We start from the raw sequence: 23,761 nt of genomic DNA, 5'->3' as shown, positions 1-23,761 counted from the left end.
TATGACAAACAAAACAAATAAGGTTGTCACTATTACGCTCAACCCAGCATTGGATTTAACAGGTTCAGTAAATGAACTAAACGTTGGTTCCGTGAGCTTAGTACAGCAAAGCAATCTCCACGCTGCTGGTAAAGGTGTCAACGTAGCAAAAGTATTGAGCGATTTAGGCGCAGACGTCACGGTTACCGGCTTTCTCGGTAAAGATAACCCTGAGCTATTTCATCAGCTTTTCAATGACATCAACGTTAAGAATGAATTTGTGGAAGTAAAGGGTGCCACTCGTATCAACGTTAAGCTGGTTGAGGCCAATGGCAACGTCAGTGATATCAACTTCCCTGGCGTTCAAGTAGCGGCCGACGAAATTACTCGCTTTGAGGAGACACTATTTCGTCTAGCGGAGACGCATGATTACTTTGTACTTGCAGGTAGCTTACCTGGAGGCGTAACCGCCGAACAATGCGCTGCATGGATAGAAGCACTGCATCAACAAGGCAAAAAGGTGTTGTTCGACAGTAGCAAAGCCGCATTGAAGTCAGGTATTGAGGCTCACCCATGGTTGATTAAGCCCAACGATGAAGAACTTGGTGATTTTGTTGGCGAACATCTAGCAACACCTGAACAATGCCAAGCTGCAGCGCAAACACTGAGCGACAAAGGCATAGAAAACATCGTGGTTTCTATGGGACCTGACGGTGTTATGTGGCTCAACCAAGGCGAATGGCTTAGTGCAAAACCGCCTCGAATGCATGTCGTGAGCACCGTTGGCGCAGGCGATACGCTGGTCGCTGGCTTGTGTTGGGGCCACATGCAACTGATGCCTAAAAACGATTTATTGCGCTTCGCTACGGCACTTTCTGCTTTGGCAGTTAGTCAAGTTGGCGTAGGGCTAACCAGTCAGGAAGAACTGGAAAATATCAAGCGACAAACTGAAGTTAGCGCGCTTTACCCTATTACAAACTTAGAACAAAACTAAGGAACAGAAGGTTATTGTATGAATATTGCCATTATTACTGCCTGTCCAAGCGGTGTAGCAAATAGCATCCTTGCGGCAGGATTACTAGAACAAGCCGCCGCAAAATTAAACTGGAATGCCAAAATAGAATGTCAATCAAGTGTGGTTGAACCAACACTATTGACGGAAGCTGACGTTGAACAAGCAGAAGTCATTGTCATTGCGGCAAATACTAGCGTCGACACTTCTCGTTTTGTAGGAAAAAAGGTTTACCAAGCGGAAATTAACGAAATAGCAAAAGACGCAACTGCGTTTCTCCAGCAAGCGGTTGAAAACGCCACTTTACTTGAAAAAGCAACCACACTTGCAGCCCCTATCACTGCAGATACAACATCAGCAGCGAAGAAAATTGTTGCAATCACCGCTTGCCCTACTGGCGTTGCGCATACCTTTATGGCGGCAGAAGCTTTAGAAGAAGAAGGCAAGCGTCGTGGCCATCAAATCAAGGTGGAAACTCGTGGTTCAGTTGGCGCTAAAAACCAACTGACTGAGCAAGAAATTGCAGACGCCGATCTGGTGATCATTGCTGCCGATATTGAAGTGCCACTTGATCGCTTTAACGGCAAAAAGATGTACCGCACGAAAACAGGCCCAGCTCTGAAAAAAACAGCCGAAGAGATGGACAAAGCATTCGAGCAAGCCACTGTGTATCAGCATTCTGGTTCAGCTAACTCTTCATCTACCACCGAAGAGAAAAAAGGCGCTTACAAACACCTAATGACGGGTGTTTCGCACATGCTTCCTGTTGTCGTTGCAGGTGGTTTGATCATCGCACTATCTTTCGTGTTCGGTATTGAAGCATTTAAAGAAGAAGGCACACTAGCAGCAGCCTTGATGAACATTGGTGGTGGCTCTGCATTCGCATTGATGATTCCTGTACTTGCTGGCTATATTGCGTTTTCAATCGCTGACCGTCCTGGTCTGGCTCCTGGTCTTGTTGGTGGTATGCTAGCAAGTTCTACTGGCGCAGGTTTCCTTGGCGGTATCGCGGCTGGTTTCATTGCTGGTTACGCAGCGAAACTCCTCGCAGATAAGGTGAAACTGCCACAATCGATGGAGGCGCTTAAACCGATTCTGATTATTCCATTTGTGGCAACATTGTTCACCGGACTTGTCATGATCTACATCGTAGGCGGCCCAGTTTCAGGCATCATGAACGGCCTGACTGACTTCCTAAACAACATGGGATCTGACAGTGCAGTACTACTGGGTATTATCCTTGGCGCAATGATGTGTTTCGACCTAGGAGGCCCGGTAAACAAAGCCGCTTACGCATTTGGTGTTGGCCTTTTGGCTTCACAAACTTACGCGCCAATGGCGGCAATCATGGCCGCAGGTATGGTTCCTGCGCTAGGTATGGGTTTAGCGACCTTCATTGCGAAGAACAAATTTGAACAAAATGAACGTGAGGCAGGTAAAGCATCATTTGTCTTGGGCCTTTGTTTCATCTCTGAAGGCGCAATTCCATTTGCTGCGAAAGATCCAATGCGCGTGATTCCATCTTGTATGGCAGGTGGCGCGCTTACTGGTGCCCTATCGATGCTATTCGGTGCGAAATTAATGGCACCACACGGCGGTCTATTCGTGCTGCTAATTCCTAACGCAATTTCACCAGTATTAATGTATTTAGTGGCTATTGCAGCAGGTACAGCGGTAACTGGCTTTACTTACGCATTCTTAAAAAGCAAAGCAGAAGCGAAACAAGAAGTCGCAGCTTAATTAGAGCGACTCCGGTTAACAATGCCACCCTCGAATTTGGCATTTAGCACCTCCCTTTAATTCCGGTTAAGGGAGGTGCTTTTTATTCCGCAGCCGGAACGGCTACAATGTCTACTTCCCCACTGCTCATATCCACCGTTGCTTGATAAGCGCTATGCGGGTCACCGTAGTGCTTGAAGGTAAAGTGGTAAACGTTAGCTGGCGTCCACAAGGTTTTTGATTCTGCGGGCAGAATGTCATAGCCGTCTTGCTGATAAAGCTCTGTCGCCATTACATTTGCGATTGCCGCCTGCTGGTTAGCGTCTCGATCCACCTTTGGCTCTAGTGACGGGTTACTTGGATAAGACTCACCGTTGTAACTCATGAGTCGATATGAGCCATTACTCCAAACGATAAAGTCCTGCCAACCATTACTGTAACTGTCGGCTAGTACAATAGGCGTGCGAGTTACCGACATTCGATTAATAACGTTTCCCTCATTATCAAACATATATGCAGAGCAGCCACCACTACCACAGAAATAGCGATCTTGAAGCAACACTATGTGTTCTGCCTTTCCGTCGCTGTTTAGGTCGGCGCTACCCGATAGATAACGTAGATTGTCTTGCTCGAGCGACAGCCCTTCAGGGGCTAAAACCTTACTATCAATCCAACTGGAAATGACTTCAGCACTAACACTGTTGACTTTAGGGGCAGGTTGTTTGGTTTCTGTCGGCATGCTATCCGTCGCGGTGCAGCCAACCAAGGTGAAAGAACCAACGAAGAAGAGTCCGTTTAATATGCGCTTATTCATGTAATCTCAATCTTTGATGTGTCGTTACATCAGTATACGCATGATTTGCATTGTAATCGTAAGAAAATCATTAAAATCAAGCAAATGAATGGTTTGGTATATATTAGTAAGATCAAAAAAGCCCCGAAGAAAACCTTCAGGGCTAGGCAGGAAGCTGGCAAATAGCCAGGAGTCCCTATGCAGTGGTCGGTTTTACCCTAAACAGAATTGCAAACATCACTGGCACCACTATCAGTGTCAGTACAGTAGCAAAACCAAGACCTGCCATAATCGTTATTGCCATCGAGCCAAAGAAGGCGTCGAAGACCAGTGGAATCATCCCCAAGATAGTTGTTAGGGCAGCCATACTTACCGGACGAACGCGGCTTATCGCACTATCGACAATCGCGAGGTAAGGATCTTTACCTGACTCCAACTCAAGGTTAATTTGGTCAAGCAACACAATACCGTTTTTCAAAATCATGCCACTTAGGCTTAACAAACCAAGGAATGCTGTAAAACTGAACGGCATGTTCGTGGTAAGCAAACCAAAAGCAACGCCAATGATAGCTAACGGAACGGTGAACCAAATGACCAACGGCTTTTTGATTGAGTTAAACAGTAAAATAGTAATGATGAACATCAACAAGTAACCCATCGGCAATGAACCGAATAGGCCTTCTTGTGCATCTTTGGATGATTCGTACTCACCACCCCATGTGATTTCGTATCCTTCTGGAACATGCAATGCCATCACTTTAGGCTGTACACGAGCAAATAAGCTTGCTGCCGTGTCGTCACTCAACACATCATGGTCCGCGAGAACGGTTAACGTACGCTTACGGTCACGGCGCTGAATTAGCGGCTCACTCCAATCCAGTTGAACGCCATCAATCACTTGATCAACCGGAATATACGTTTGCAACGAAGGACTCCAAATGGTCACGTTTTGTAGTGATTCAAAATCTACGCGTTCTTCTTCAGGAAGGCGTGTCATAATTGGCAACGTATGTGTACCATCACGCAAGTAACCTAAGGTGCTACCACCAAACGCCATTTGCAGTGTGCTTGAAAGATCTTCTTTCGAAATACCTAAGCGACGAGCTTTAGACTCATTGAAAACGGGTACAAGTTCCTTGGTGCGCTCTCGCCAATCGTGACGAATGTTTCGGGCACCAGGGTCGGTATGAAGGATGTCTTCAACTTGCACCGCCAAGTCACGTAAAACTTGTGGATCAGGGCCAGTAATACGCGCTTCGATCTTAGACGCTGGTGATGGACCAAACTCCATCAATTTAAACTGGAACGTAGGCGCATCAAATGTTTTCGCCAGATTCGCATCTAACTTATGCAGTAAACCAAACATTTTCTCACGATCAATCGCGCGAACTTGGAACTGAGCGTACGCTTCGTAACTTTTTTCTGGTTGATAGGTTAAAGCAAAACGCTGTAGGCCCTGCCCAATCGAAGCAGAAACAAAGTCAATATCATCTTGCTGACGAATGTAGCTTTCGACCTCTTCAGCTTTTTTGATCGTTTCACGGATGTCAGTACCCTCTGGCATCCACATATCCACGTAGAACATCGGCGTATTCGATGGTGGGAAGAACTGCTGTTTTACATTACCAAATGCCACGACAGCACCCACTAATAGCGCCACCATGCCAGCAACGGTAAGCCAGCGGAATCGCAATGCAAATTTCAGTGATGCCCCAAATACGACAAACAACCAGCCTTTATAAGGATCATCTTCGCTAGTACCCTGCTCTTTGTTTTCCTCTTTCAACAAAAGATCGGCAAGGAAAGGCGTCAGTGTAATAGCGGTAATCCAGCTTAAAAATAGTGAGAAACACAGCACCCAGAATAGAGAGCCCATGAACTCACCTGTCGCATCTTGCGACAAGCCGATAGGTGCAAAAGCCGTAATTGCAATAACAGTCGCGCCCAGCAAAGGCCATTGTGTTTGCTTTACAATATCGACAGCCGCTTGAACTTTGGTACGCCCTTTCTTTAGGCCAACCAATATGCCTTCCACGACAACAATCGCGTTATCAACCAGCATACCTAAGGCAATAATTAACGCGCCAAGAGAAATACGATGCAGTTCGATGTTGTTGTAATTCATCAAAATGAAGGTACCAAACACCGTCAATAACAACACAACTCCAATGATGACACCACTGCGTAAACCCATAGTAAACAGCAACACAATGATTACGATCGCCACTGCCTCCGCTAGACTAATTACAAACGCTTTAACAGATTCATCCACCTCATTGGCTTGGTTGTAAAAGTAGTTCATATCGATGCCAGCAGGCTTGATAGACTCTAGGCTCGCGAGCTCCGCATCCAAACGTTCACCAACCTCAACCACGTTCACACCCGATGCAAACGAGATACCGATATTAATCGCTTTTTGACCGTTAAAGAGTACGACGTTGCTTGGCTTCTCTTGAATACCGCGAGAAATCGTTGCTACGTCTTTTAGACGAATTAGATTTCCTGTGTCACGGCCATGAATGATCAGATTTTCTAGTGCTTCTACAGTGTTTAAGGTGCCGCTTGGGCGAATAACAAGGCTTTCGCCATTAACCATCACTTCACCTGCTGAAACCACATTGTTTTGCTGGTTCAACAAGCTCGAAACCACATTCATGTCTAAATTCAGTGCAGCAAGGCGATCAAGTGAGATCTCAACGAATAGCATTTCTTGCTGATCGCCCGTGATGTCTACCTTACCAACACCATCAACAAGCTCGATTTCACGGGTCAGGTAATCCGCATAACGTTTCAGCTCTACATAGTCGTAATCGTCACCAGTGAGCATTAACATCACGCCATAAACGTCACCGAAATCATCAATGATCTGTAAAGACTGAACACCTTGAGGCAATGATGGTCGTAAATCATTAATTTTACGGCGCATTTCATCCCAAATTTGCGGCAGTTCATCAGGACCATAGTCCATTTCCATGCTCACCGTTATTTGAGACATACCATTAGAAGACGTAGAGGTAATTTTGTCGATATAAGGGAGTTTTCGAATCTCTTTTTCTAGAGGATACGTCAGCTCTTCTTCAACTTCTTTTGACGTCGCGCCAGGGTATGTTGAGATGATCATGGCATCTTTGATCGTAAATGCCGGGTCTTCTAATCGTCCAAGCTCCAAAAATGACGTTAAACCACCAACAGCAAGGATAATAATGAACAACCAGCTGATGACTTTGTTTTTTATTGAATACTCAGCAATGTTCATTATTGGTTATTCTCCACAACATCCACATGTTTACCTTCGCGTAATTTACGCAGATTTGAATTAATCAGAATATCGCCCTGGCTAACACCTGACGACACAATGGCTCCATTGCCATTCACTTGAGAAATCATGACAGGCACTCGTGTGACAATGTCACCTTCTTTTTTCCACACAAAGAACTCATTCCCTTCACTGCCTGCTTGAAGCGCCGTGACAGGAACACTGTAACCATCAATAGAGGTAATGCCCGCCTTCACCATATCGACCAAAACGCTTACGCTGGTTCCCGGCAATATCTCTGTTTTTGGCTGTGGCATCGTCAAGTACATTTCGTAGGTTTGAGTTTCAGCGTTGGGTTCACTTGTGTGCTCTAAATAGTCCAAAGCAAATCTGCCATCGATGCCGGAGAAGGTTGCTCTAGGCTTGTAGCTCATGCTGTCTGAGTTTGGGTCTACCATCGCTAAAACATTGTCGGAAAGCTCAATACGCACGTAAACCAAATCGTTTTGGTATAGGTTTAACACGGGTTCACCAATTGCCACACGCTCAAAACGTTCTTTGAAAACATCAGATACTTTACCGGCGAACGGGGCGAATAAACGGGTGTAATTCAATTGATTGGTCGCGTTATAGAAAGTAGCCTCAGCTAGCTCTTTATTGGCGGTTAGCTCATCAAGTTCCGCTTTTGAAATCATTTGACGTGCATGCAAGTCTTCACCGCGTTTAAGCTGACGAATTGCGAGTGTGTATTGTGCTTCTGCGTCATTCACGGCTTGCTTCTCTTTGCTATCATCTAGCTTTGCGATCATTTGCCCCTGCTTCACAACGTCACCCGCTTTAACCAATACGTGCTGAACTTCCCCAGCGCGGCGAAATGCCATTGGCGTTTGCTCTGCAGGCACTACTATGCCTTTGAACGCGCGATGTTGACTTTCTACTGGTGCATCCACCGAGATAGTCGACACAAAAAGTGGCTGCTCGACGATAGCTTGGTTTTCATTTTTGCACCCTGTTAAAACTGCAAGTGCAATCGCAGAGATCGTAAGTAGAGAACGTTTCATTAAATGCCTCCCTCACGAACCCAAGCTTTCACCACTTGTCCTTCAACCAGTCTCTCAACACCAGCAATAACAACGTAATCATTGTTATCAAGCCCGGCTTTCACACCACCTGCTGCGTCAAGTGACACAGTGACTTTATTGACCTGCTGCGTGCTTCTGTCCATTACCCAAACTTCACCTTGCGTCCCATTTTTGTTGACCCAAGCAGACTGAGGTAACGTCATCGCGTCCGATACATGTTGTTTAGCAATGTGTACCTGCCCAGTCATACCTGTCAGCAAATTGCGATCTTCTGGTCGAGTGATGGTCACGATCGCCTCATAACTATTGGTATCGATGTTTGGCTGCGTCGAAATTTCTTTAAATTGCCCAGGGATACGTTTTCCTGGCTCGCTATCCATCGTCACCCACATATCGGAGTTTTGCAGTGACTCAAGTGATACAGATTCCGCATAACTTACTGGCAAGGTGAACGACACATCCAACGTCGTGTTATCAATGAGATTCAAGATCTCCTGCTTCTCTGCTACTACTTGAAACGGGTTGACATAGGTATATGACACAATGCCATCAAACGGTGCGTGAATTTTGGTATAGCTCAAATCGGTTTTAGCTTGTTCGTAGTTCGCCAATGCCGCTTTATATTGAGTTTCTTTCTGATCGTACTCATCAGTACTAATGAGTTTTTTTCCGTAAAGGTTTTTCGCGCGGTCCCATTGTGTTTTCGCTAACGCGTACTGCGCTTGAGCGGCATCTAACGCAAGCTGAAGATCTTTAGGGTCTAACGTTGCGAGCACTTCACCTTTTTGGACCTTTTGACCCATGCGTACACGTAATTCATCTACCTCTCCACCAACCTGAAAAGAAAGCTGCGCGCGATGTGTTGCATCAATACGCGCTAAAAAGGCGTGCGAGTCTTCAAGTTCTAGGTCTTTCACCGCCAGTAATTTTACAGGTTTGATTAAAGGTTCAGACGGCTCAGAAATGGCTTTATTACACCCAGTTAGCATTCCAGAAAGACTTAATGTCACCACTGCGCCAACTAAAGTGCGCTTTAAATATTGTTTTCGCACCCGCTTTCTCCGTAGGTTTTATATATTACACAGCCGTGCAGTATAAGCAGAATTTGAAATTGATCAACATATTTTCCAGGTGGATAGCAAATTAATTAGTCAAAGCGTTCGGTTTCTGGTAAAAGTAAGCGCGTGATTAATATTCGGGAAAATTCGAACTATGAATGAAAGAAAGCAGGGGCGTAGAAGTGCTGAAGCAGCAGAACAAACTAAGTGTCTGATCCTTAAAGTGGCAGCAGATATGTTTTGTGAACTTGGTTACGAGCGTGTCTCGCTGCGCAATATCAGTGAAAAGGCTGGTGTTTCACATAGTTTGATCCGTCACCACTTCGGCAGCAAAGAGAAAATCTGGCAAGCGGTTAGCGATGCAATGGACGAGTTCATGCAGTGCTATATGGCTGAACTCATCAATGAAATGCCGGAGAACACACCTTCGAATAGAAAAATTTATCTGTTTATGGTTCGCATGCTAGCATTTGCTCTCGTCAATCCTCATCCAGTACAGATGATCGCCGATGCCATTCGACAAGGCGATGACGGTGCTCTACTGCAGTATTTCTTAAAGTCAAAAGATGAGTTCGCTGCAATATTTACCGGAATTTTCGAGCAGTACAACAGCGAAAACCCTAATGCACAATTTGATCAGTGGGAATCAAAGTGGCAAATGTTGATCTTCGCACATGGTGCTGTCAGTCTCGCGCCAATGATGCAAGAAACATGGCCGGATATTGCAGATAATCGCGAAAAACTGCTGATCAAGCATTGGGAATTGTTTAATACCATTATGGCCTCTCAATTTGGGATCGCAAAAGAAGAGATGATTCATCCGGAAAAGCTTGAAGATATCGTTATTGATATGTGCTGTACTATTGATGAAGCAGTAAACTAAAAGCAAACAAGCGAAAAAATGCCGAGCTACAAAGCTCGGCATTTTTGTTTCAATTCGTTTTAACCACGGTAGTAGCGTTGTGGTACGAACGGCATTTTTTCAACTGTCATTGGTAGCATTTTGCCACGCACTTCAGCGAACACTTCAGTACCAATCGCCGCCAAATCCGCACGAACATACCCCATTGAGACTGGCTTACCTGCATTCGGGCCCGCCGTACCACTGGTTACAACGCCAATTTTAACGCCGTCAGCATCAAACAGTTCAACACCTTCACGCACTGGCGCTTTGGTTTGACCTACTAGACCCACACGCTTACGCGCCACATCTTTAGTCTCAATCTGCTTAAGAATAATGTCTGCGCCAGGGAAACCACCTTCACGTTCACCACCAATACGACGAACTTTTTGGATACCCCATAGCAAGCTCGCTTCAACAGGTGTTGTTGTTGTGTCTAGGTCATGACCGTATAGACAAAGGCCACACTCAAGACGAAGCGAATCACGAGCACCAAGGCCAATCCATTCAACTTCATCTTCCGCAGTCAGTTTCCGTGCTAGCTCTTCCGCTTTGTCAGCAGGAACCGAAATTTCGTAACCGTCTTCGCCTGTATAACCACTACGAGAAACAATGCACTCGGCGCCTAAAATATCGACTTTACGAATATCCATGAACAGCATTTCAGAAACTTCTGGTGCAAAACGCGCCAATACAGCCGCCGCTTTAGGGCCTTGGATTGCAAGTAGAGCTCGGTCTTCGATAATTTCTAGCTCAACACCAGATGGTAAATGCGCTTGTAGGTGTGCGATATCTTGCGCTTTACATGCTGCGTTCACAACCACAAACAGATGATCGCCTAGGTTAGCCACCATCAAGTCGTCCATGATGCCGCCCTCTTCATTAGTGAAAAAAGCGTAACGCTGTTTACCAGACTCAAGATCCACAATATCCACTGGAACTAATGTTTCTAGGAACGCAGCTGCACCGTCACCAATTAGGCGAAGCTGTCCCATGTGAGAAACGTCAAACAGACCTGCCGCATCACGAGTATGTAAGTGTTCCTTCTTTACGCCTAGAGGATACTGAACAGGCATATCGTAACCCGCGAACGGGACCATTTTGGCACCAACTTCAACGTGAAGTGCGTGTAGTGGTGTTTTCAGTAGTTCTTGAGTCATTTTCGTCTCCATTTAGATAGACCCGAGAATGCTATCGGCATTCGATGTGTTTCCAATAATAAACATGGCTCATTCTATTTTGCACGAACAAGACGTAGATCGACTTGCAAAAGTGTGACTCTTAACATTTTAATCACAACAAATCGTACAAAAAAAGCGCTTTAATGAGCAAGTTCTCATCAAAAAAGCGCCTTTTCATCATAACGACCACCAACAGCAATCGTTTGCTTTCACTATAGGAAATTTACAAGTATTTATCACTATTTGGCTGTCACCCACAAAATGAGCGCATCTTCCTCGCTAACACTGGTCAACATATGTCCCATATTTGCATCGTAATAAACGCTGTCTCCCTCGCTTAAAACAACAGGTTCGTAAAACTCAGAATAGAACATGACCTCACCAGATAAGATAAGCAGAAATTCTTCGCCATCATGACGAACCCAGTCTTTATATTCATCAAAACTACGAGCTCGAATTTGGCTCTTAAACGGCATCATTTTCTTATTGGAAAGTTGTGTCGCGAGCAGTTCATGTTCATAAGTTTGTGTTGGGTGTGGTTTACCTTCATTCTTCTTGGTAACATCCCTACGCCCTGTCGCTACCTTTTTTCTAGGTGGCTCAAAGAGTTGTGGCATGTCAATTTGTAAGCCTAGTGCCAATTTTTGCATCGCTTGAAACGTCGGGGAGATCTGCTCATTTTCTATTTTGCTCAGTGTAGATCGAGCAAGCCCGGTTCGCTGACTGGCCTCTTCTAATGTGATACCGAGTTTCGAGCGGATATCCTTAATACGCTGGCCCAGTTTTAACGGCTCAATATTTTGGTCATGTTGCTCTTTTGCCAACGTCATCGATGGGTATTCATCGTAAATACTTTCTGCCATAAATCCCTCTATAGATATCCATATTTTTTGTCTTACTCGCATTGTGCATGAAGCACATAGTGGATAGAAGTCCACCAAGTGAATTAAACCGTGCTCTTGTTAACAAATTTTGAAATCTTGTTTCCTATAGGAAATTTTTGGTTGATTGTTCCCGTCACAGGCGCTATGTTACCAACTTGTTAGATGTAGAGATGCATATTTCCGTAAGAGATTGGTAAAGGAAACACGCAATCCAACGGAGTTTTTGCCCAAATTTAGGGCCGGATGTTCACTCTGTTCTGCTACGCAGTTCAGCTGTTTTTGAGGACAAATGAACCACAACCGCAAATCATAACTCATCTATTGCGGGTTCATTTTCAGATTTGGAAGGTCAACTACCATGAATAAGAGTTACCCTAACCACAGCTTGGAAAACTTTTTCTCTACCAACCTCTCTGCGACAGATGATGCTGTCTTTGCTGGAATTCAAGCGGAATCCGCTCGCCAAAACGAACAAATCGAACTTATCGCTTCCGAGAACATTGTTTCTAAAGCGGTAATGCAAGCTCAAGGCACATGCCTAACAAACAAATACGCTGAAGGTTACCCAGGTCGTCGTTACTATGGTGGTTGTGAGCACGTAGATACAGTGGAAGCCATTGCTATCGAACGCGCAAAAAAACTTTTCAATTGTGAATACGCAAACGTTCAACCACACTCAGGGGCACAAGCAAACGGCGCAGTAAAGCTGGCACTGCTTCAACCTGGTGACACCATTCTTGGTATGTCTTTAGACGCAGGTGGTCACCTGACGCACGGCGCACGCCCTGCACTTTCTGGTAAATGGTTTAATGCAGTTCAATACGGTGTTGATCGCGAAACACTAGAAATTAACTACGAAGATGTTCGTGAGCTAGCACTTGAGCACCAACCTAAAATGATCATCGCAGGTGGTAGCGCTATTCCACGTACTATCGACTTTGCAAAATTCCGTGAAATCGCAGACGAAGTAAATGCAATTCTTATGGTCGACATGGCGCACATCGCTGGTCTTATCGCAACAGGCGCACACCCTAGCCCATTGCCACACGCACACGTTGTTACGACTACAACACACAAAACATTGCGTGGCCCTCGCGGCGGTATGATTCTTACTAACCACGAAGACATCATTAAGAAAATCAACTCAGCCGTATTCCCTGGCCTACAAGGTGGCCCACTGATGCACGTTATCGCAGCCAAAGCGGTCGCATTTGGTGAAGCGCTTGGCCCTGAATTTAAAACTTATATTGATTCGGTGATCAATAACGCAAAAGTCCTAGCGGAAGTATTGCAAACTCGCGGTTGCGACATCGTAACTGGTGGCACAGACACGCACCTAATGCTGGTTGACCTTCGTCCGAAAGGGTTGAAAGGCAATAAAGCAGAAGAAGCTCTAGAGCGTGCTGGGATCACATGTAACAAAAATGGCATCCCATTCGATACAGAGAAGCCTATGATTACATCGGGCATCCGTTTAGGAACGCCTGCGGGTACAAGCCGCGGCTTTGGCGCTGAAGAATTCAAACTCATCGGTAATTGGATTGGTGACGTACTGGACGGTTTAGTGAACAACCCTGAAGGTGACGCAGAAGTTGAAAAACGCGTTCGCAAAGAAGTAAAAGAACTTTGCAGTCGCTTTCCTCTATACCAGTAAACGATTTTTTTGAAATCATAATAATTCCTGACAAGTTATTCGGAGATTAAGCAATGGACAAAACACTGAAGTTTGCAGATAGCCACGAGTGGGTACGTGACAACGGTGACGGCACAGTAACAATTGGTATTTCTGAGCATGCACAAGAAATGCTAGGTGACGTGGTATTCGTTGACCTACCAGACGTAGAAGACGAAGTTGAAGCAGGTGAAAGCTTCTCTCTCGTTGAATCTGTAAAAGCAGCGTCAGACATCTACGCACCAATCACTGGTGAAATCGTAGAAATCAATGAAGAACTAGAAGACAGCCCAGAGCTAATTAACGAAGAGCCGTACGAAGGTGGCTGGATCGTAAAAGTGAAGATGTCTGATGTATCTGAACTAGATAACCTGAAAGACGCAGACGAATACCTAAACTCTATCGAAGAAGAGTAATTAGGATGTGACGAAAGCTGTTCCCTAGCCTGTTTAGAGAACAGCTTTTTTTCTAGGTTCGGACGTATAATTTAATTTATCAGTAACGCAAATCCGTTACCCGAACCAAGGAGTAGGTAAAGGACAATGACTGAATTACTTCAAAGCCTCAGCACACAAAACGAGTTCGTTGCTCGCCACAATGGACCAAACAAATCTGACCAACAGAAAATGTTGGAAGCGATCAACGCAGTTAGCCTAGATTCGCTTATCGACGAAACCGTACCAGCACAAATTCGCCTAGAGCAACCAATGAGCTTGGCAGAAGCGAAAAGCGAAGCAGACATGCTGGCAGCCATGCGTAAGTTCGCCGATCAGAACCAAGTTAAACGTACATTCATTGGTCAGGGTTACTACAACACCTTCACGCCGAACGTGATTCTACGCAACGTGATGGAAAACCCGGGCTGGTACACTGCTTACACCCCTTACCAACCAGAGATCTCACAAGGTCGTTTAGAAGCACTTCTAAACTACCAACAAATGGTGATGGATCTTACTGGTATGGAAATCGCGAACGCGTCATTGCTCGATGAAGCAACGGCAGCAGCAGAAGCGATGACACTTTGTAAGCGTGCGGGTAAAAGCAAGAGCAACGTATTCTTCGTTGCTGACGACGTTCACCCACAAACCATCGAAGTGGTAAAAACTCGTGCGAAATTCATCGGCTTTGAAGTCTTGGTTGGTTCTTTAGAATCACTACCAGAGCAAGACGTGTTCGGCGCACTAGTTCAGTACCCAAGTACAACAGGTGAAGTTCGTGACCTAACGGACATCATCGCTAAAGCGCAAGCAAACAAAACACTAGTGACTGTAGCAACGGACCTTCTTGCTTCTACCCTACTTAAACCTGCAGGTGAAATGGGCGCAGACGTAGCAATCGGTTCAGCACAACGTTTTGGTGTGCCGATGGGTTACGGCGGTCCACACGCTGCTTTCATGGCAACGCGTGATAAGCACAAGCGTACAATGCCTGGTCGTGTTATCGGTGTTTCTATCGATACCAATGGTAACCAAGCACTGCGTATGGCAATGCAAACGCGTGAACAGCACATCCGTCGTGAAAAAGCGACATCAAACATCTGTACTGCTCAAGCACTGCTAGCGAACATGGCGTCTTTCTACGCGGTTTACCACGGCGCAGAAGGTCTACGCACGATTGCTCGTCGTACGCACCACATGACAGCCATCCTAGCCGCTGGCCTAACTAAAGGCGGCTTCGAGCTTGCTCACAACAGCTTCTTCGACACCATCACTATCAACACAGGTGCACAAACTGAAGACCTATACGCGAAAGCACTAGCCGCAGACATCAACCTACGTAAGTTGGGTACTCAGCTAGGTGTGAGCTTCGACGAAACCACAACCGTGGCAGATGTAGAAGCCCTATTCGCAGTATTCGGTGTGAAAGAAGAAGTCGCAGCACTATCAACTGAAATCGCAGGCAACGAGTTTGCAGCCATTCCAGAAGCATTGCGCCGCACAACAGAATATCTAACACACCCTGTGTTTAACACGCACCACAGCGAAACACAGATGATGCGTTACCTAAAACAGCTAGAGAACAAAGACTTCTCACTCACGCACGGCATGATCCCACTGGGCAGCTGTACGATGAAGCTGAACGCAGCAGCAGAGATGATTCCAGTAACTTGGCCTGAGTTTGGTTCGATCCACCCGTTCGCACCAGCAGAACAAGCAGCTGGTTACGCTGCACTCGCAAAAGACCTTAAAGAAAAGCTATGTGAAATCACTGGCTATGACGCATTCTCACTACAACCAAACTCTGGTGCATCGGGTGAGTACGCAGGTCTTATCGCGATTCAACGCTACCACGAAAGCCGTGGCGAAGGTCACCGCAACGTATGTTTGATCCCAAGCTCTGCGCACGGTACTAACCCTGCGACAGCATCTATGGTGTCAATGAAAGTGGTTGTGGTTAAGTGTGATGAAGAAGGCAACATCGACATCGACGACCTAGCAGCGAAAATCGAGAAACACAAAGACAACCTATCAAGCATTATGATCACTTACCCTTCTACGCACGGCGTTTACGAAGAGAAAGTGAAAGAAGTGTGTGAAATGGTTCATGCCGCTGGTGGTCAGGTTTACCTAGACGGCGCTAACATGAACGCGCAGGTTGGTCTAACATCACCAGGCTTCATCGGTTCAGACGTTTCTCACCTAAACCTACACAAAACCTTCTGCATCCCGCACGGTGGTGGCGGTCCGGGTATGGGTCCTATCGGTGTGAAATCTCACCTAGCTCCTTTCTTACCAGGGCATATTGAAGACGGTGTAGAAGGCGCAGATTTCGCAGTATCAGCAGCAGATATGGGTAGCGCTTCTATCCTGCCTATCTCTTGGGCTTACATCGCAATGATGGGCGAAGCTGGCTTAACAGATGCTACAAAAGTAGCAATTCTGAACGCAAACTACGTGATGGAAACACTTCGCCAACACTACCCTGTTCTTTACCGTGGCAAAAATGGCCGCGTAGCGCACGAATGTATTATCGACATTCGTCCGCTGAAAGAAGAAACAGGTATCAGCGAAGAAGACATCGCGAAGCGTCTAATGGACTACGGTTTCCACGCACCAACTATGTCGTTCCCTGTAGCGGGCACGCTAATGGTTGAGCCAACGGAATCGGAAGATCTAGAAGAGCTGGACCGCTTCTGTGATGCGATGATCGCTATCCGCGAAGAAATGGAGAAAGTGAAAAACGGTGAATGGCCACTGGATAACAACCCACTTGTTAACGCGCCACACACACAAGTTGATCTTTCAGCTGAAGATTGGGACCGCCCTTACTCTCGCGAGATTGGCTGCTTCCCGTCTAAAGCGACCAAATCTTGGAAGTACTGGCCAACGGTAAATCGCGTGGATAACGTATACGGTGACCGTAACCTAATCTGTTCATGCCCAAGCATCGATAACTACGAAGATTAATTTTTGTAGTCTCTAAATCGACAAAGGCGAACCGTTTGGTTCGCCTTTTTGTTTTTGGTGTGCCGCCCTAACACTTGTTGATACATCGAGAAGGAATGATGGCTAGTTATTGTTTGCACAAAAGTGATTTAGAAATACAGTAACTTCTGAGAACCTTTGAATTAGCACTAATATCTCAGAGCCTTAAAGGCTTGTTGGAAACTCCTCATGAACACTATGCTATGCAGGTGCTATGTAGTTTCTAGTTCAGTTGCAGTAAGTCCCATTTATTACCATAGAGATCTTGGAACACCACCACTGTCCCGTATTCTTCCACACGAGGCTCTTCATTAAATACAACACCATTTTTCTTCATCAACTCGTAGTCACGCCAAAAATCATTAGTTTGCAGAAACAGGAAAACACGACCACCTGTTTGATTTCCTACTGCATGCGTTTGCTCCGGTGTACTCGCTTGAGCTAAAAGTAGGTTTGTACCATTGGAGTTTGGAGGAGAAACTTGAACCCAGCGTTTACCACCACCTAGGTTGGTATCTTCAACCAGAGTGAATTGAAGTTTTTGAGTATAGAACTCGATAGCATCGTCGTAATTTTCAACGACTAGAGCAATGTTTCCGATTTGCTGCTGAACAGTTTTGGCCATGATGATTTCCGCTGTGTCAAAACGCTAATTGTACGCTATTTTGAGACTTTTCCAGAAAGCACGTAACGCCTTGCAAAGGTTTAAGGCACACAATACGAATGTTTACGCACAGCGCCTTTGTCACTAGAACCGACAAACAATATAGCTGCCACCAGTGTCGAATCTTGATTGAGCAACTTATTAAAGCCTTAGCTATAACTCAAGAGTAAACCTCTAACCTAATAACGAAGGCTGCTCGTATACCATGGTATTATAGTTCTTCTAGTTTTCCCTTAGCTAAATCTTCTTGTTGCTTAAGGAACATGAAGAAGTTTGCCTCACTGATAAACGGGTTACCGCTTGTGCCGAGCTTCTTCCTATTTTCAAAAAGGAAATTTTTATGTGGATGGTTCGAAAGGTTAACGTTCACAATAGGTGCCTGTAGTGAAATTTTTCTAATTTTCTCCATGCTAGTCAGGAACTGGCCAATAACTTCTGGATCATTGCTACTTACGCTATGCCCACCAACGATAAAAGCACGATATTGTTCGCCATTATCTTCAACAGCGAAGTCTAAGGAATAATCACCTTCCGTGTGGCCAGGTGTGAGATAGAACTTAAACTCATGTCCACCAATAGCCATAGAGCTATCGCTTTTTATCTCTATGTCTAAATTTGGAGGAAGGAACTTGTTCTCACCTTCGCTTTTGTTTGATTGCTGTATAGATAGTTCATGAGCGCTTTTGGTCATCACAACTTTGGAACCATACTTCTCTTGAAGTAACTGGGCGCCTCCAACATGGTCAGAATGCCCATGAGTTACCAATATGTGCGTTATTGGCTTATCTTTTAGCCCTAGCTTTTCTAGGTTGATAGGTATCCACTCAGAGTAAGGGAAATCAAGCGTATCAATGATAACCAGTCCGTCGTCTGTAGCAATGGCATATGATGAGACCCACTTGTCTCCTACATAATAGACATTATCAAACATTTGAAATGGTTCTACATAACCGTTCTTATCATTCATTGCTGGAACATATTGACTTAAAGAAGCAAAAGACGAAGCACTTAAAAGTAAACCTACAACAATTTTTTTCACGAAATCACACACAAATATATCCTTAATAATTTCTTATAGAACCTCGCGGATGAGAAAGCTCTAAACGATTTTCAGACGCAAATACAACTGCAAATACTTTCTACTTAGCTTTAGTTTTAGCTGACCGAATCACTTGTAAACTCGAATCCCATTAACTGCCTATGTATTCATGATTCTTTTAGAGGTTAAATAAATGAACTCAATTGAAGCAGAGTCATGAAGCTTCAATTGAGGTTACCGGCACAGCACAATGTGATAAACCTCTTTCAAGCAAACATTTGAATGCGATTTTTCCAATTTAAGACATGTTCAATAAATGCATCAACTCTTGCAGGCCTTTTATCGCGGTCTCGATACATAATGAATACTTCTTTACCCGAGCATTGCCATTCTGGCAACAAAGGCAGCAGGTTATGTTGATCATGATTTAGCTCATGAAAGTAATAGGTTGGAATCCACGCAATTCCTAAACCATGGATGACGGCGTCTCTAACTAGCAGTACATCATTTGAAGTGAATTGAAACTTTAGCGGATGATCAAATGTTTCATTGGTGATTTGATTAACTAATTTCCATTGGCTGTCGTTGTTTACCGTAATTAGGCGATGATGAACAAGTTGTTCTGGATGGGTAATCGGTTGGTGTTGTTCTAAATAGCTTCGTGATGCACAAAGCGCAAATGGAATCGACCATAATTTCTGAGCAATCCAGTCTTGTTCAATAAGATCACCAAGACGAAAACTAACATCGACACGGTTAGATACAAGATTGATTTTTTCATTCTGTACATCTAAATCGATACATATCTTCGGATGTTGCTCTGCAAATTCATAAACGCACCGCTTTAACCACATCTGTGTCATGTTAATTGGCGCTGATATTTTGATCGTTCCGCTTAAAGACTGACGCTCAGTCGCAATTCTCGATGTCACATTATTTAAGCTAAGAAGTAACGGCTCACAGAGTTGATAATATTTTTCGCCATCAGTTGTTAACGCAAAGTGGTGTGCACTGCGGTTAAATAGTCTGCAATTTAAGTTTGTTTCCAGCCTTTTTAACTTCCGGCTTAGCGTGGCTAACGGGACATTAAGACGCTCAGATGCTTGTGTTAGGCTTTGATAGCGAGCAACAGAAACGAATAACAAAAGATCATCCAAAGAGTGACGTTCCATATTTGGGATTAACCCTCTTAAATTTGGCTATTAAAAATCAAATATGAAATATATAGCATTATCGCGTCAAGTTAATTTTTATCAGGAAGATCTATGTCTAAGCATTTATCAATTTGGTGCGGTGTTGTTGTCGCTATCTTTTTTTGGTCTAGTAACTTTAACGTAATAAAGGCTATTAATAGCGATGTCTCTCCTTTGGATTCAGCGACGTTACGATTTTCCGTTGCAGCTTTAATACTCTTACTGATAAGAGGTACTAAACGCTCTCCATATGGAGCCAAACTCACACGAAAAAGTATGTTGTCGTTGTTTGTTATAGCAACCGTGGGTGTAACTATCCAAAACTTCTCTATTTTCTCTGCAATGAGATTTACTACCCCAGTTAACGCAGCGGTTGTTCAGGCAAACCTACCACTTGTCACTATCTTGTTGTCGGGCTTTATTCTCAAAACTTCCATTTCGGTTAAAACTATTTTAGGTGCACTAATCAGCTTTTGTGGAGTGGTAATCGTCATTACAGGGGGAAATATTCATTCTATTAGCAGCAATAGTAATATTGGTGATCTATACATGTTATTTGCTTTAATTAGTGGGTGTTTATACACAATTCTAGCGAAGCGTTTAACATCTCATATCCCAGTAACTCAGCAGTTACGTTGGGTGTTAAGTATTGGTGCCATTCAAATGGTCGCTATAGCGATGTACCACGGCGACTTTAGCCGTAGCTTAAATGCCATAACATTTAAAGACCTAGCATTAATAGCTTACATGAGCCTGTTTGGAACTTTGATTGCTTATTACTTTTGGATGAAAGGCGCTATCGTTCTTGGTCCAGATAAGATGTCTCCATTATTTAATATTATGCCGGTATTCACTCTACTGATTTCGTTCATTTCTGGTGAGCAGGCTCAATGGGAAAATGTTTTAGGCGTCTTTATCGTTGCGGCTGGTGTGTATATAGGTAACTCAGCACCTTTTGCTCGTTTACGGAAGGTGGTGGAGTAAAAATAGACGCCAACCTTAAGTCGCATTATTTAGAGCAATACTTTGTTAATTGGCATAAGTTTTCTTGGTTTCCAATAGGTACACTTTTCGCTTTCGTCGTTCACTCTTTTATCTAATTTTATTGAGTGCATGTCGAAAATCTTCAATCTTTTGCTAAGAGCGTTTTTTACTATGTAAAAAACAGAGGAGAATGACCATGAAAAAACGACTCAACTATATTGAAGTAGCGCCAAAAGCAATAGAAATCCTATACGCTCAGGAAGCTTACTTCCATGAACAATTTAGCCAATCAGAAACTATGAACATGATCATATGGGAACTGGTTAAGTTACGCATATCGCAAATCAATCAATGTGCATTTTGTATCGACATGCATAGTAAAGATGCGCTTAAGTTAGGTGAAAAGCCGGAACGCATATGGGGGCTTAGTGCATGGAAAGATATGCCATTCTACAGCGATGCAGAACACGTTGCGCTTGGCTGGGCTGAATTACTAACTGCTGGCCTACCAGTAGATGATGATACCTATCAGCTGACCTTGAATACCTTTGGAGAAGAAGCTATGGTCAACCTAACAATTGCGATCAACGCGATCAATAGTTGGAACCGAATAGTTAAGGCATTTAAGCCAAAGGTTGGAGTCTATAAACCTCGATAATTCTATTTGACGGTTCTTACTTGTAAGCCACTGCTTATGCCTCAACTTTATATGATGAAAAGTACATGTGTATCACTTTCTCATTTAAGTTGAGGTTAAATAGGATGATTCATTTGAACTTAGAATTTGATATTTTAAAACCTCAAAAGGCTTTAGCTGGCTATGTTCAAGCCATTTGGTCAGCATCCGTCAAACCTGATACGACGCAAACCGTACGTAAACAATTACTCAGTGATGCTGGTACAGGTGTGGTATTCATTTTACAGAATGAAGTACAAATGGATGGTGAGTGGCAAACGCCGGGGGTTGTCCTACTGCCTATAAGCATTCTCGCACATCAGGTCTGCCTACCGCCAGGCGCGGTGATGACTGGCGTACGCTTTCATCCTGCTGTTGGTTATCAACTATTTGGTAAACGTCTAGAACAGCTATTGCGGATTCAAGACGACCACCCTTTGGCTTCTTCTGCGCTAGCAACATTTGAGTCTCTGCAAACAGCGCGTTCGCCATATGCAAGGATTTCTACGTTATATCGCTGGGTTCAAACACTGATTGAGGAATATGAACCGCAGTATGTCGGCCACATTATTGAACAACCTACAGGGACCATCAGTCAGCGCCAGAGAGAGCGCAATTTTCAGAAATGGTTGGGGATTACTCCTAAACATTACCAACGCATTAAACGAGTGAAGCACACTTTAGAGCAACTCCGAGCGCAACCCGATCTTACTTTATCGGAATTGGCGCTGGAGCAAGGTTTTTCCGATCAAGCACACATGACTAGAGAGTGTAAGCAGATTGCGCGCATGACACCGAAGCAGTATGTCCGAAAGAGAAACCTCTAAGCCTTATTAGCTTTCTACATCAAACCCAATTGATTCAGAACCGACGATATACTTGCTACAATGTTCGATCATATATCACCTACTTTTTAGAACGCTCATTCCAGCTTGATATGAGCTGGTTAGCTCGCTTTTGATGCCGCGTGCTGCTCTACCATAAACGCGATCACTTCTTCGTTTAAGCAAGATTTGCTGATGTATTGGCGTTGTTTACCAAGGTGAAGGATAAAGCCCAAATCAGTTTGTTCGAGTTGGTCGATTTCATTCCAAGCGAGGCTGCGGTCAACTTTACCGCTTTTGTAGCGCACGCCATCTGCATTCACTTCAAACACCACTTTACTGCCGCGGCTTGAGCTGATGGTTTGACGCCACAGCCACCAAGTTCTTTTGAAGTAAACGCTGCACGCTTCAATCACACTCAATACGATAAAGAACCAACCGACGTAACCGTTAGGTAGCAGTTCAAACTCCAATAAAACCACACCAAAAATTAGAAAGAGGATCCCTTTCAAATACGCTTGCGGGAACTTAACTGGCTGGCTAGTTTGATCATAACACTCAGCAAAAAATGGCTTGTCGAGTGTGTATTCTGTAGTGAATTCGAAATCTTTAGACATGTATGGTTACTTCAAGGCTTCTGTAAATGAGTATTCTTGGTTGCACTCTTGCAACGCGAGCATTGTAGCGCTTCTCTGGCTTTATCTTTAGCCCTTTTGATGCTGTTTTGTAAATCAATGATAACGAAACATTAGAAGACCTCGGTGCACTCGCCAAGATCAAACAAGGCGAACCATTTGGCTCGCCTTGTTAATTAATGACCTATATGACTTATGAGGTTTTCTACTTTAGAGGGTCGTTGTCTGGCAATGCACTGTGTATCCAGACTGCCAGTCGGTGTTTGATGCTTGCGCCGTCTAGCTTGCTTTCCGGTAATGGGGTGATCTGTTTGGCATCAACCAAGAATAGGTAAATCGCTTTTACTCTTAGAGGTTGTGGTGACTGAGGAAGGTCAAAGCCTTGTAGCTTCGCCATCTTCCCACCAATCTCTAGTGCCTTCTTAACCAGTTTGTCTTCATTGTGAAGTTTGGAGCTTTTTGACATTGATAAATCCTCTTCTTCGCTTCAATTAAGAATACATGAAGTGTCGCGTATGGCGTGTTAGTAAGCTCGCATATTGATAAGTTTATGCCTTCTTACCGAGTAACTGATTGAAAAACGACCTTAATTCGTCATCACCAAGATTGAGCAGGTAGTCACCAATATACCATTCAACAATCGATTGATTTGGATGTGCCGTGACTTGCGGGTTACCAAACCAAATGCCCTTTTCCGTGGCAAACGTGTGTTGGAGTTCTTTCAACTCTTCGCAGCTAAATGGCAGGATAAGGTGCAACATGTTTGCTCGAGGTGCTGCCGAAC

Annotated in this window: 20 protein-coding genes and 1 pseudogene; 9 read left to right on the top strand and 12 right to left on the bottom strand. The window is 44.4% G+C overall.

Annotation, left to right across the window (positions count from 1 at the left end; all coding sequences use genetic code 11):
• Position 1 precedes the first annotated feature (1 nt).
• Both pfkB and fruA read left to right on the top strand, forming a co-directional pair.
• Complete coding sequence (pfkB, locus tag N646_RS20795; protein ID WP_017634191.1) at positions 2–973, top strand: 1-phosphofructokinase; 972 nt, start codon at positions 2–4, stop codon at positions 971–973.
• 18 nt (positions 974–991) lie between these two features.
• A complete protein-coding gene (gene fruA, locus N646_RS20790) occupies positions 992–2,731 on the top strand; it encodes a PTS fructose transporter subunit IIBC (RefSeq protein WP_017820962.1) in 1,740 nt (579 codons plus the stop codon).
• Positions 2,732–2,813: 82 nt separating this feature from the next.
• Here fruA and N646_RS20785 read toward each other — a convergent pair whose 3' ends face one another.
• The 4 genes from N646_RS20785 to N646_RS20770 all read right to left on the bottom strand — a co-directional run bounded on the left by N646_RS20785 (position 2,814) and on the right by N646_RS20770 (position 8,893).
• Positions 2,814–3,524, bottom strand: coding sequence for a hypothetical protein (locus N646_RS20785; RefSeq protein WP_005376411.1), 711 nt, complete (start codon positions 3,522–3,524; stop codon positions 2,814–2,816).
• A 175-nt stretch (positions 3,525–3,699) separates the two neighbouring features.
• Complete coding sequence (locus N646_RS20780) at positions 3,700–6,759, bottom strand: efflux RND transporter permease subunit (RefSeq protein WP_017820963.1); 3,060 nt, start codon at positions 6,757–6,759, stop codon at positions 3,700–3,702.
• A complete protein-coding gene (locus tag N646_RS20775) occupies positions 6,759–7,820 on the bottom strand; it encodes an efflux RND transporter periplasmic adaptor subunit (protein WP_017820964.1) in 1,062 nt (353 codons plus the stop codon). Before N646_RS20775 ends, N646_RS20780 begins: the two co-directional genes overlap by 1 nt.
• On the bottom strand, positions 7,820–8,893 hold the full coding sequence (locus N646_RS20770) for an efflux RND transporter periplasmic adaptor subunit (protein WP_017820965.1): 1,074 nt from the start codon (positions 8,891–8,893) through the stop codon (positions 7,820–7,822). The genes N646_RS20775 and N646_RS20770 overlap by 1 nt, the downstream gene beginning before the upstream one ends.
• A gap of 160 nt (positions 8,894–9,053) precedes the next feature.
• On the opposite strand from N646_RS20770, the gene vdeR reads away from it, so the two are divergent.
• Positions 9,054–9,782: an efflux transporter transcriptional repressor VdeR gene (gene vdeR, locus N646_RS20765; RefSeq protein WP_017820966.1), complete on the top strand. Its 729-nt coding sequence runs from the start codon at positions 9,054–9,056 to the stop codon at positions 9,780–9,782.
• A gap of 59 nt (positions 9,783–9,841) precedes the next feature.
• Here the strand turns inward: vdeR and gcvT are convergent, their stop codons facing one another.
• On the bottom strand, positions 9,842–10,960 hold the full coding sequence (gene gcvT / locus N646_RS20760; protein ID WP_017820967.1) for a glycine cleavage system aminomethyltransferase GcvT: 1,119 nt from the start codon (positions 10,958–10,960) through the stop codon (positions 9,842–9,844).
• A gap of 260 nt (positions 10,961–11,220) precedes the next feature.
• Positions 11,221–11,844, bottom strand: a complete 624-nt coding sequence (locus tag N646_RS20755) for a helix-turn-helix domain-containing protein (protein ID WP_005376429.1) — start codon at positions 11,842–11,844, stop codon at positions 11,221–11,223.
• Between the two features lie 379 nt (positions 11,845–12,223).
• Here N646_RS20755 and N646_RS20750 point away from each other — a divergent pair, with 379 nt between their 5' ends.
• The 3 genes from N646_RS20750 (at position 12,224) to gcvP (ending at position 16,944) form a co-directional block, all read left to right on the top strand.
• Positions 12,224–13,519: a serine hydroxymethyltransferase gene (locus tag N646_RS20750; protein WP_005376430.1), complete on the top strand. Its 1,296-nt coding sequence runs from the start codon at positions 12,224–12,226 to the stop codon at positions 13,517–13,519.
• A gap of 53 nt (positions 13,520–13,572) precedes the next feature.
• The gene (gene gcvH / locus N646_RS20745; RefSeq protein WP_005376432.1) at positions 13,573–13,953 is read left to right on the top strand and encodes a glycine cleavage system protein GcvH; all 381 of its coding nucleotides are present in this window, start codon (positions 13,573–13,575) and stop codon (positions 13,951–13,953) included.
• Between the two features lie 126 nt (positions 13,954–14,079).
• On the top strand, positions 14,080–16,944 hold the full coding sequence (gcvP, locus tag N646_RS20740; RefSeq protein ID WP_017820968.1) for an aminomethyl-transferring glycine dehydrogenase: 2,865 nt from the start codon (positions 14,080–14,082) through the stop codon (positions 16,942–16,944).
• 241 nt (positions 16,945–17,185) lie between these two features.
• Here the strand turns inward: gcvP and N646_RS20735 are convergent, their stop codons facing one another.
• From N646_RS20735 to N646_RS20725, 3 genes are all read right to left on the bottom strand, one after another.
• Positions 17,186–17,587, bottom strand: coding sequence for a VOC family protein (locus tag N646_RS20735; RefSeq protein ID WP_005388788.1), 402 nt, complete (start codon positions 17,585–17,587; stop codon positions 17,186–17,188).
• A gap of 250 nt (positions 17,588–17,837) precedes the next feature.
• Positions 17,838–18,665, bottom strand: coding sequence for an MBL fold metallo-hydrolase (locus N646_RS20730; protein ID WP_172462914.1), 828 nt, complete (start codon positions 18,663–18,665; stop codon positions 17,838–17,840).
• A gap of 266 nt (positions 18,666–18,931) precedes the next feature.
• Complete coding sequence (locus N646_RS20725) at positions 18,932–19,837, bottom strand: LysR family transcriptional regulator (protein WP_005376440.1); 906 nt, start codon at positions 19,835–19,837, stop codon at positions 18,932–18,934.
• Between the two features lie 93 nt (positions 19,838–19,930).
• Here N646_RS20725 and N646_RS20720 point away from each other — a divergent pair, with 93 nt between their 5' ends.
• From N646_RS20720 to N646_RS20710, 3 genes are all read left to right on the top strand, one after another.
• The gene (locus tag N646_RS20720; RefSeq protein WP_005388780.1) at positions 19,931–20,842 is read left to right on the top strand and encodes a DMT family transporter; all 912 of its coding nucleotides are present in this window, start codon (positions 19,931–19,933) and stop codon (positions 20,840–20,842) included.
• A 196-nt stretch (positions 20,843–21,038) separates the two neighbouring features.
• Positions 21,039–21,500, top strand: coding sequence for a carboxymuconolactone decarboxylase family protein (locus tag N646_RS20715; RefSeq protein ID WP_005376442.1), 462 nt, complete (start codon positions 21,039–21,041; stop codon positions 21,498–21,500).
• Between the two features lie 104 nt (positions 21,501–21,604).
• On the top strand, positions 21,605–22,345 hold the full coding sequence (locus N646_RS20710; protein ID WP_005376444.1) for a helix-turn-helix domain-containing protein: 741 nt from the start codon (positions 21,605–21,607) through the stop codon (positions 22,343–22,345).
• 119 nt (positions 22,346–22,464) lie between these two features.
• Here the strand turns inward: N646_RS20710 and N646_RS20705 are convergent, their stop codons facing one another.
• The 3 genes and pseudogenes from N646_RS20705 to N646_RS20695 all read right to left on the bottom strand — a co-directional run.
• On the bottom strand, positions 22,465–22,959 hold the full coding sequence (locus N646_RS20705; RefSeq protein ID WP_005388773.1) for a YcxB family protein: 495 nt from the start codon (positions 22,957–22,959) through the stop codon (positions 22,465–22,467).
• Positions 22,960–23,182: 223 nt separating this feature from the next.
• Positions 23,183–23,443, bottom strand: a complete 261-nt coding sequence (locus tag N646_RS20700; RefSeq protein WP_005376453.1) for a DUF5062 family protein — start codon at positions 23,441–23,443, stop codon at positions 23,183–23,185.
• A gap of 82 nt (positions 23,444–23,525) precedes the next feature.
• A pseudogene (locus tag N646_RS20695) lies at positions 23,526–23,750 on the bottom strand (Low-specificity L-threonine aldolase); the annotation flags it as partial.
• Positions 23,751–23,761: the final 11 nt, after the last annotated feature.

The sequence above is a fragment of the Vibrio alginolyticus NBRC 15630 = ATCC 17749 genome (genome assembly GCF_000354175.2).
Classification (GTDB): domain Bacteria; phylum Pseudomonadota; class Gammaproteobacteria; order Enterobacterales; family Vibrionaceae; genus Vibrio; species Vibrio alginolyticus.
Note: the sequence above shows the minus strand (reverse complement) of the source record. Positions and strands in the feature narration are given on the sequence as shown.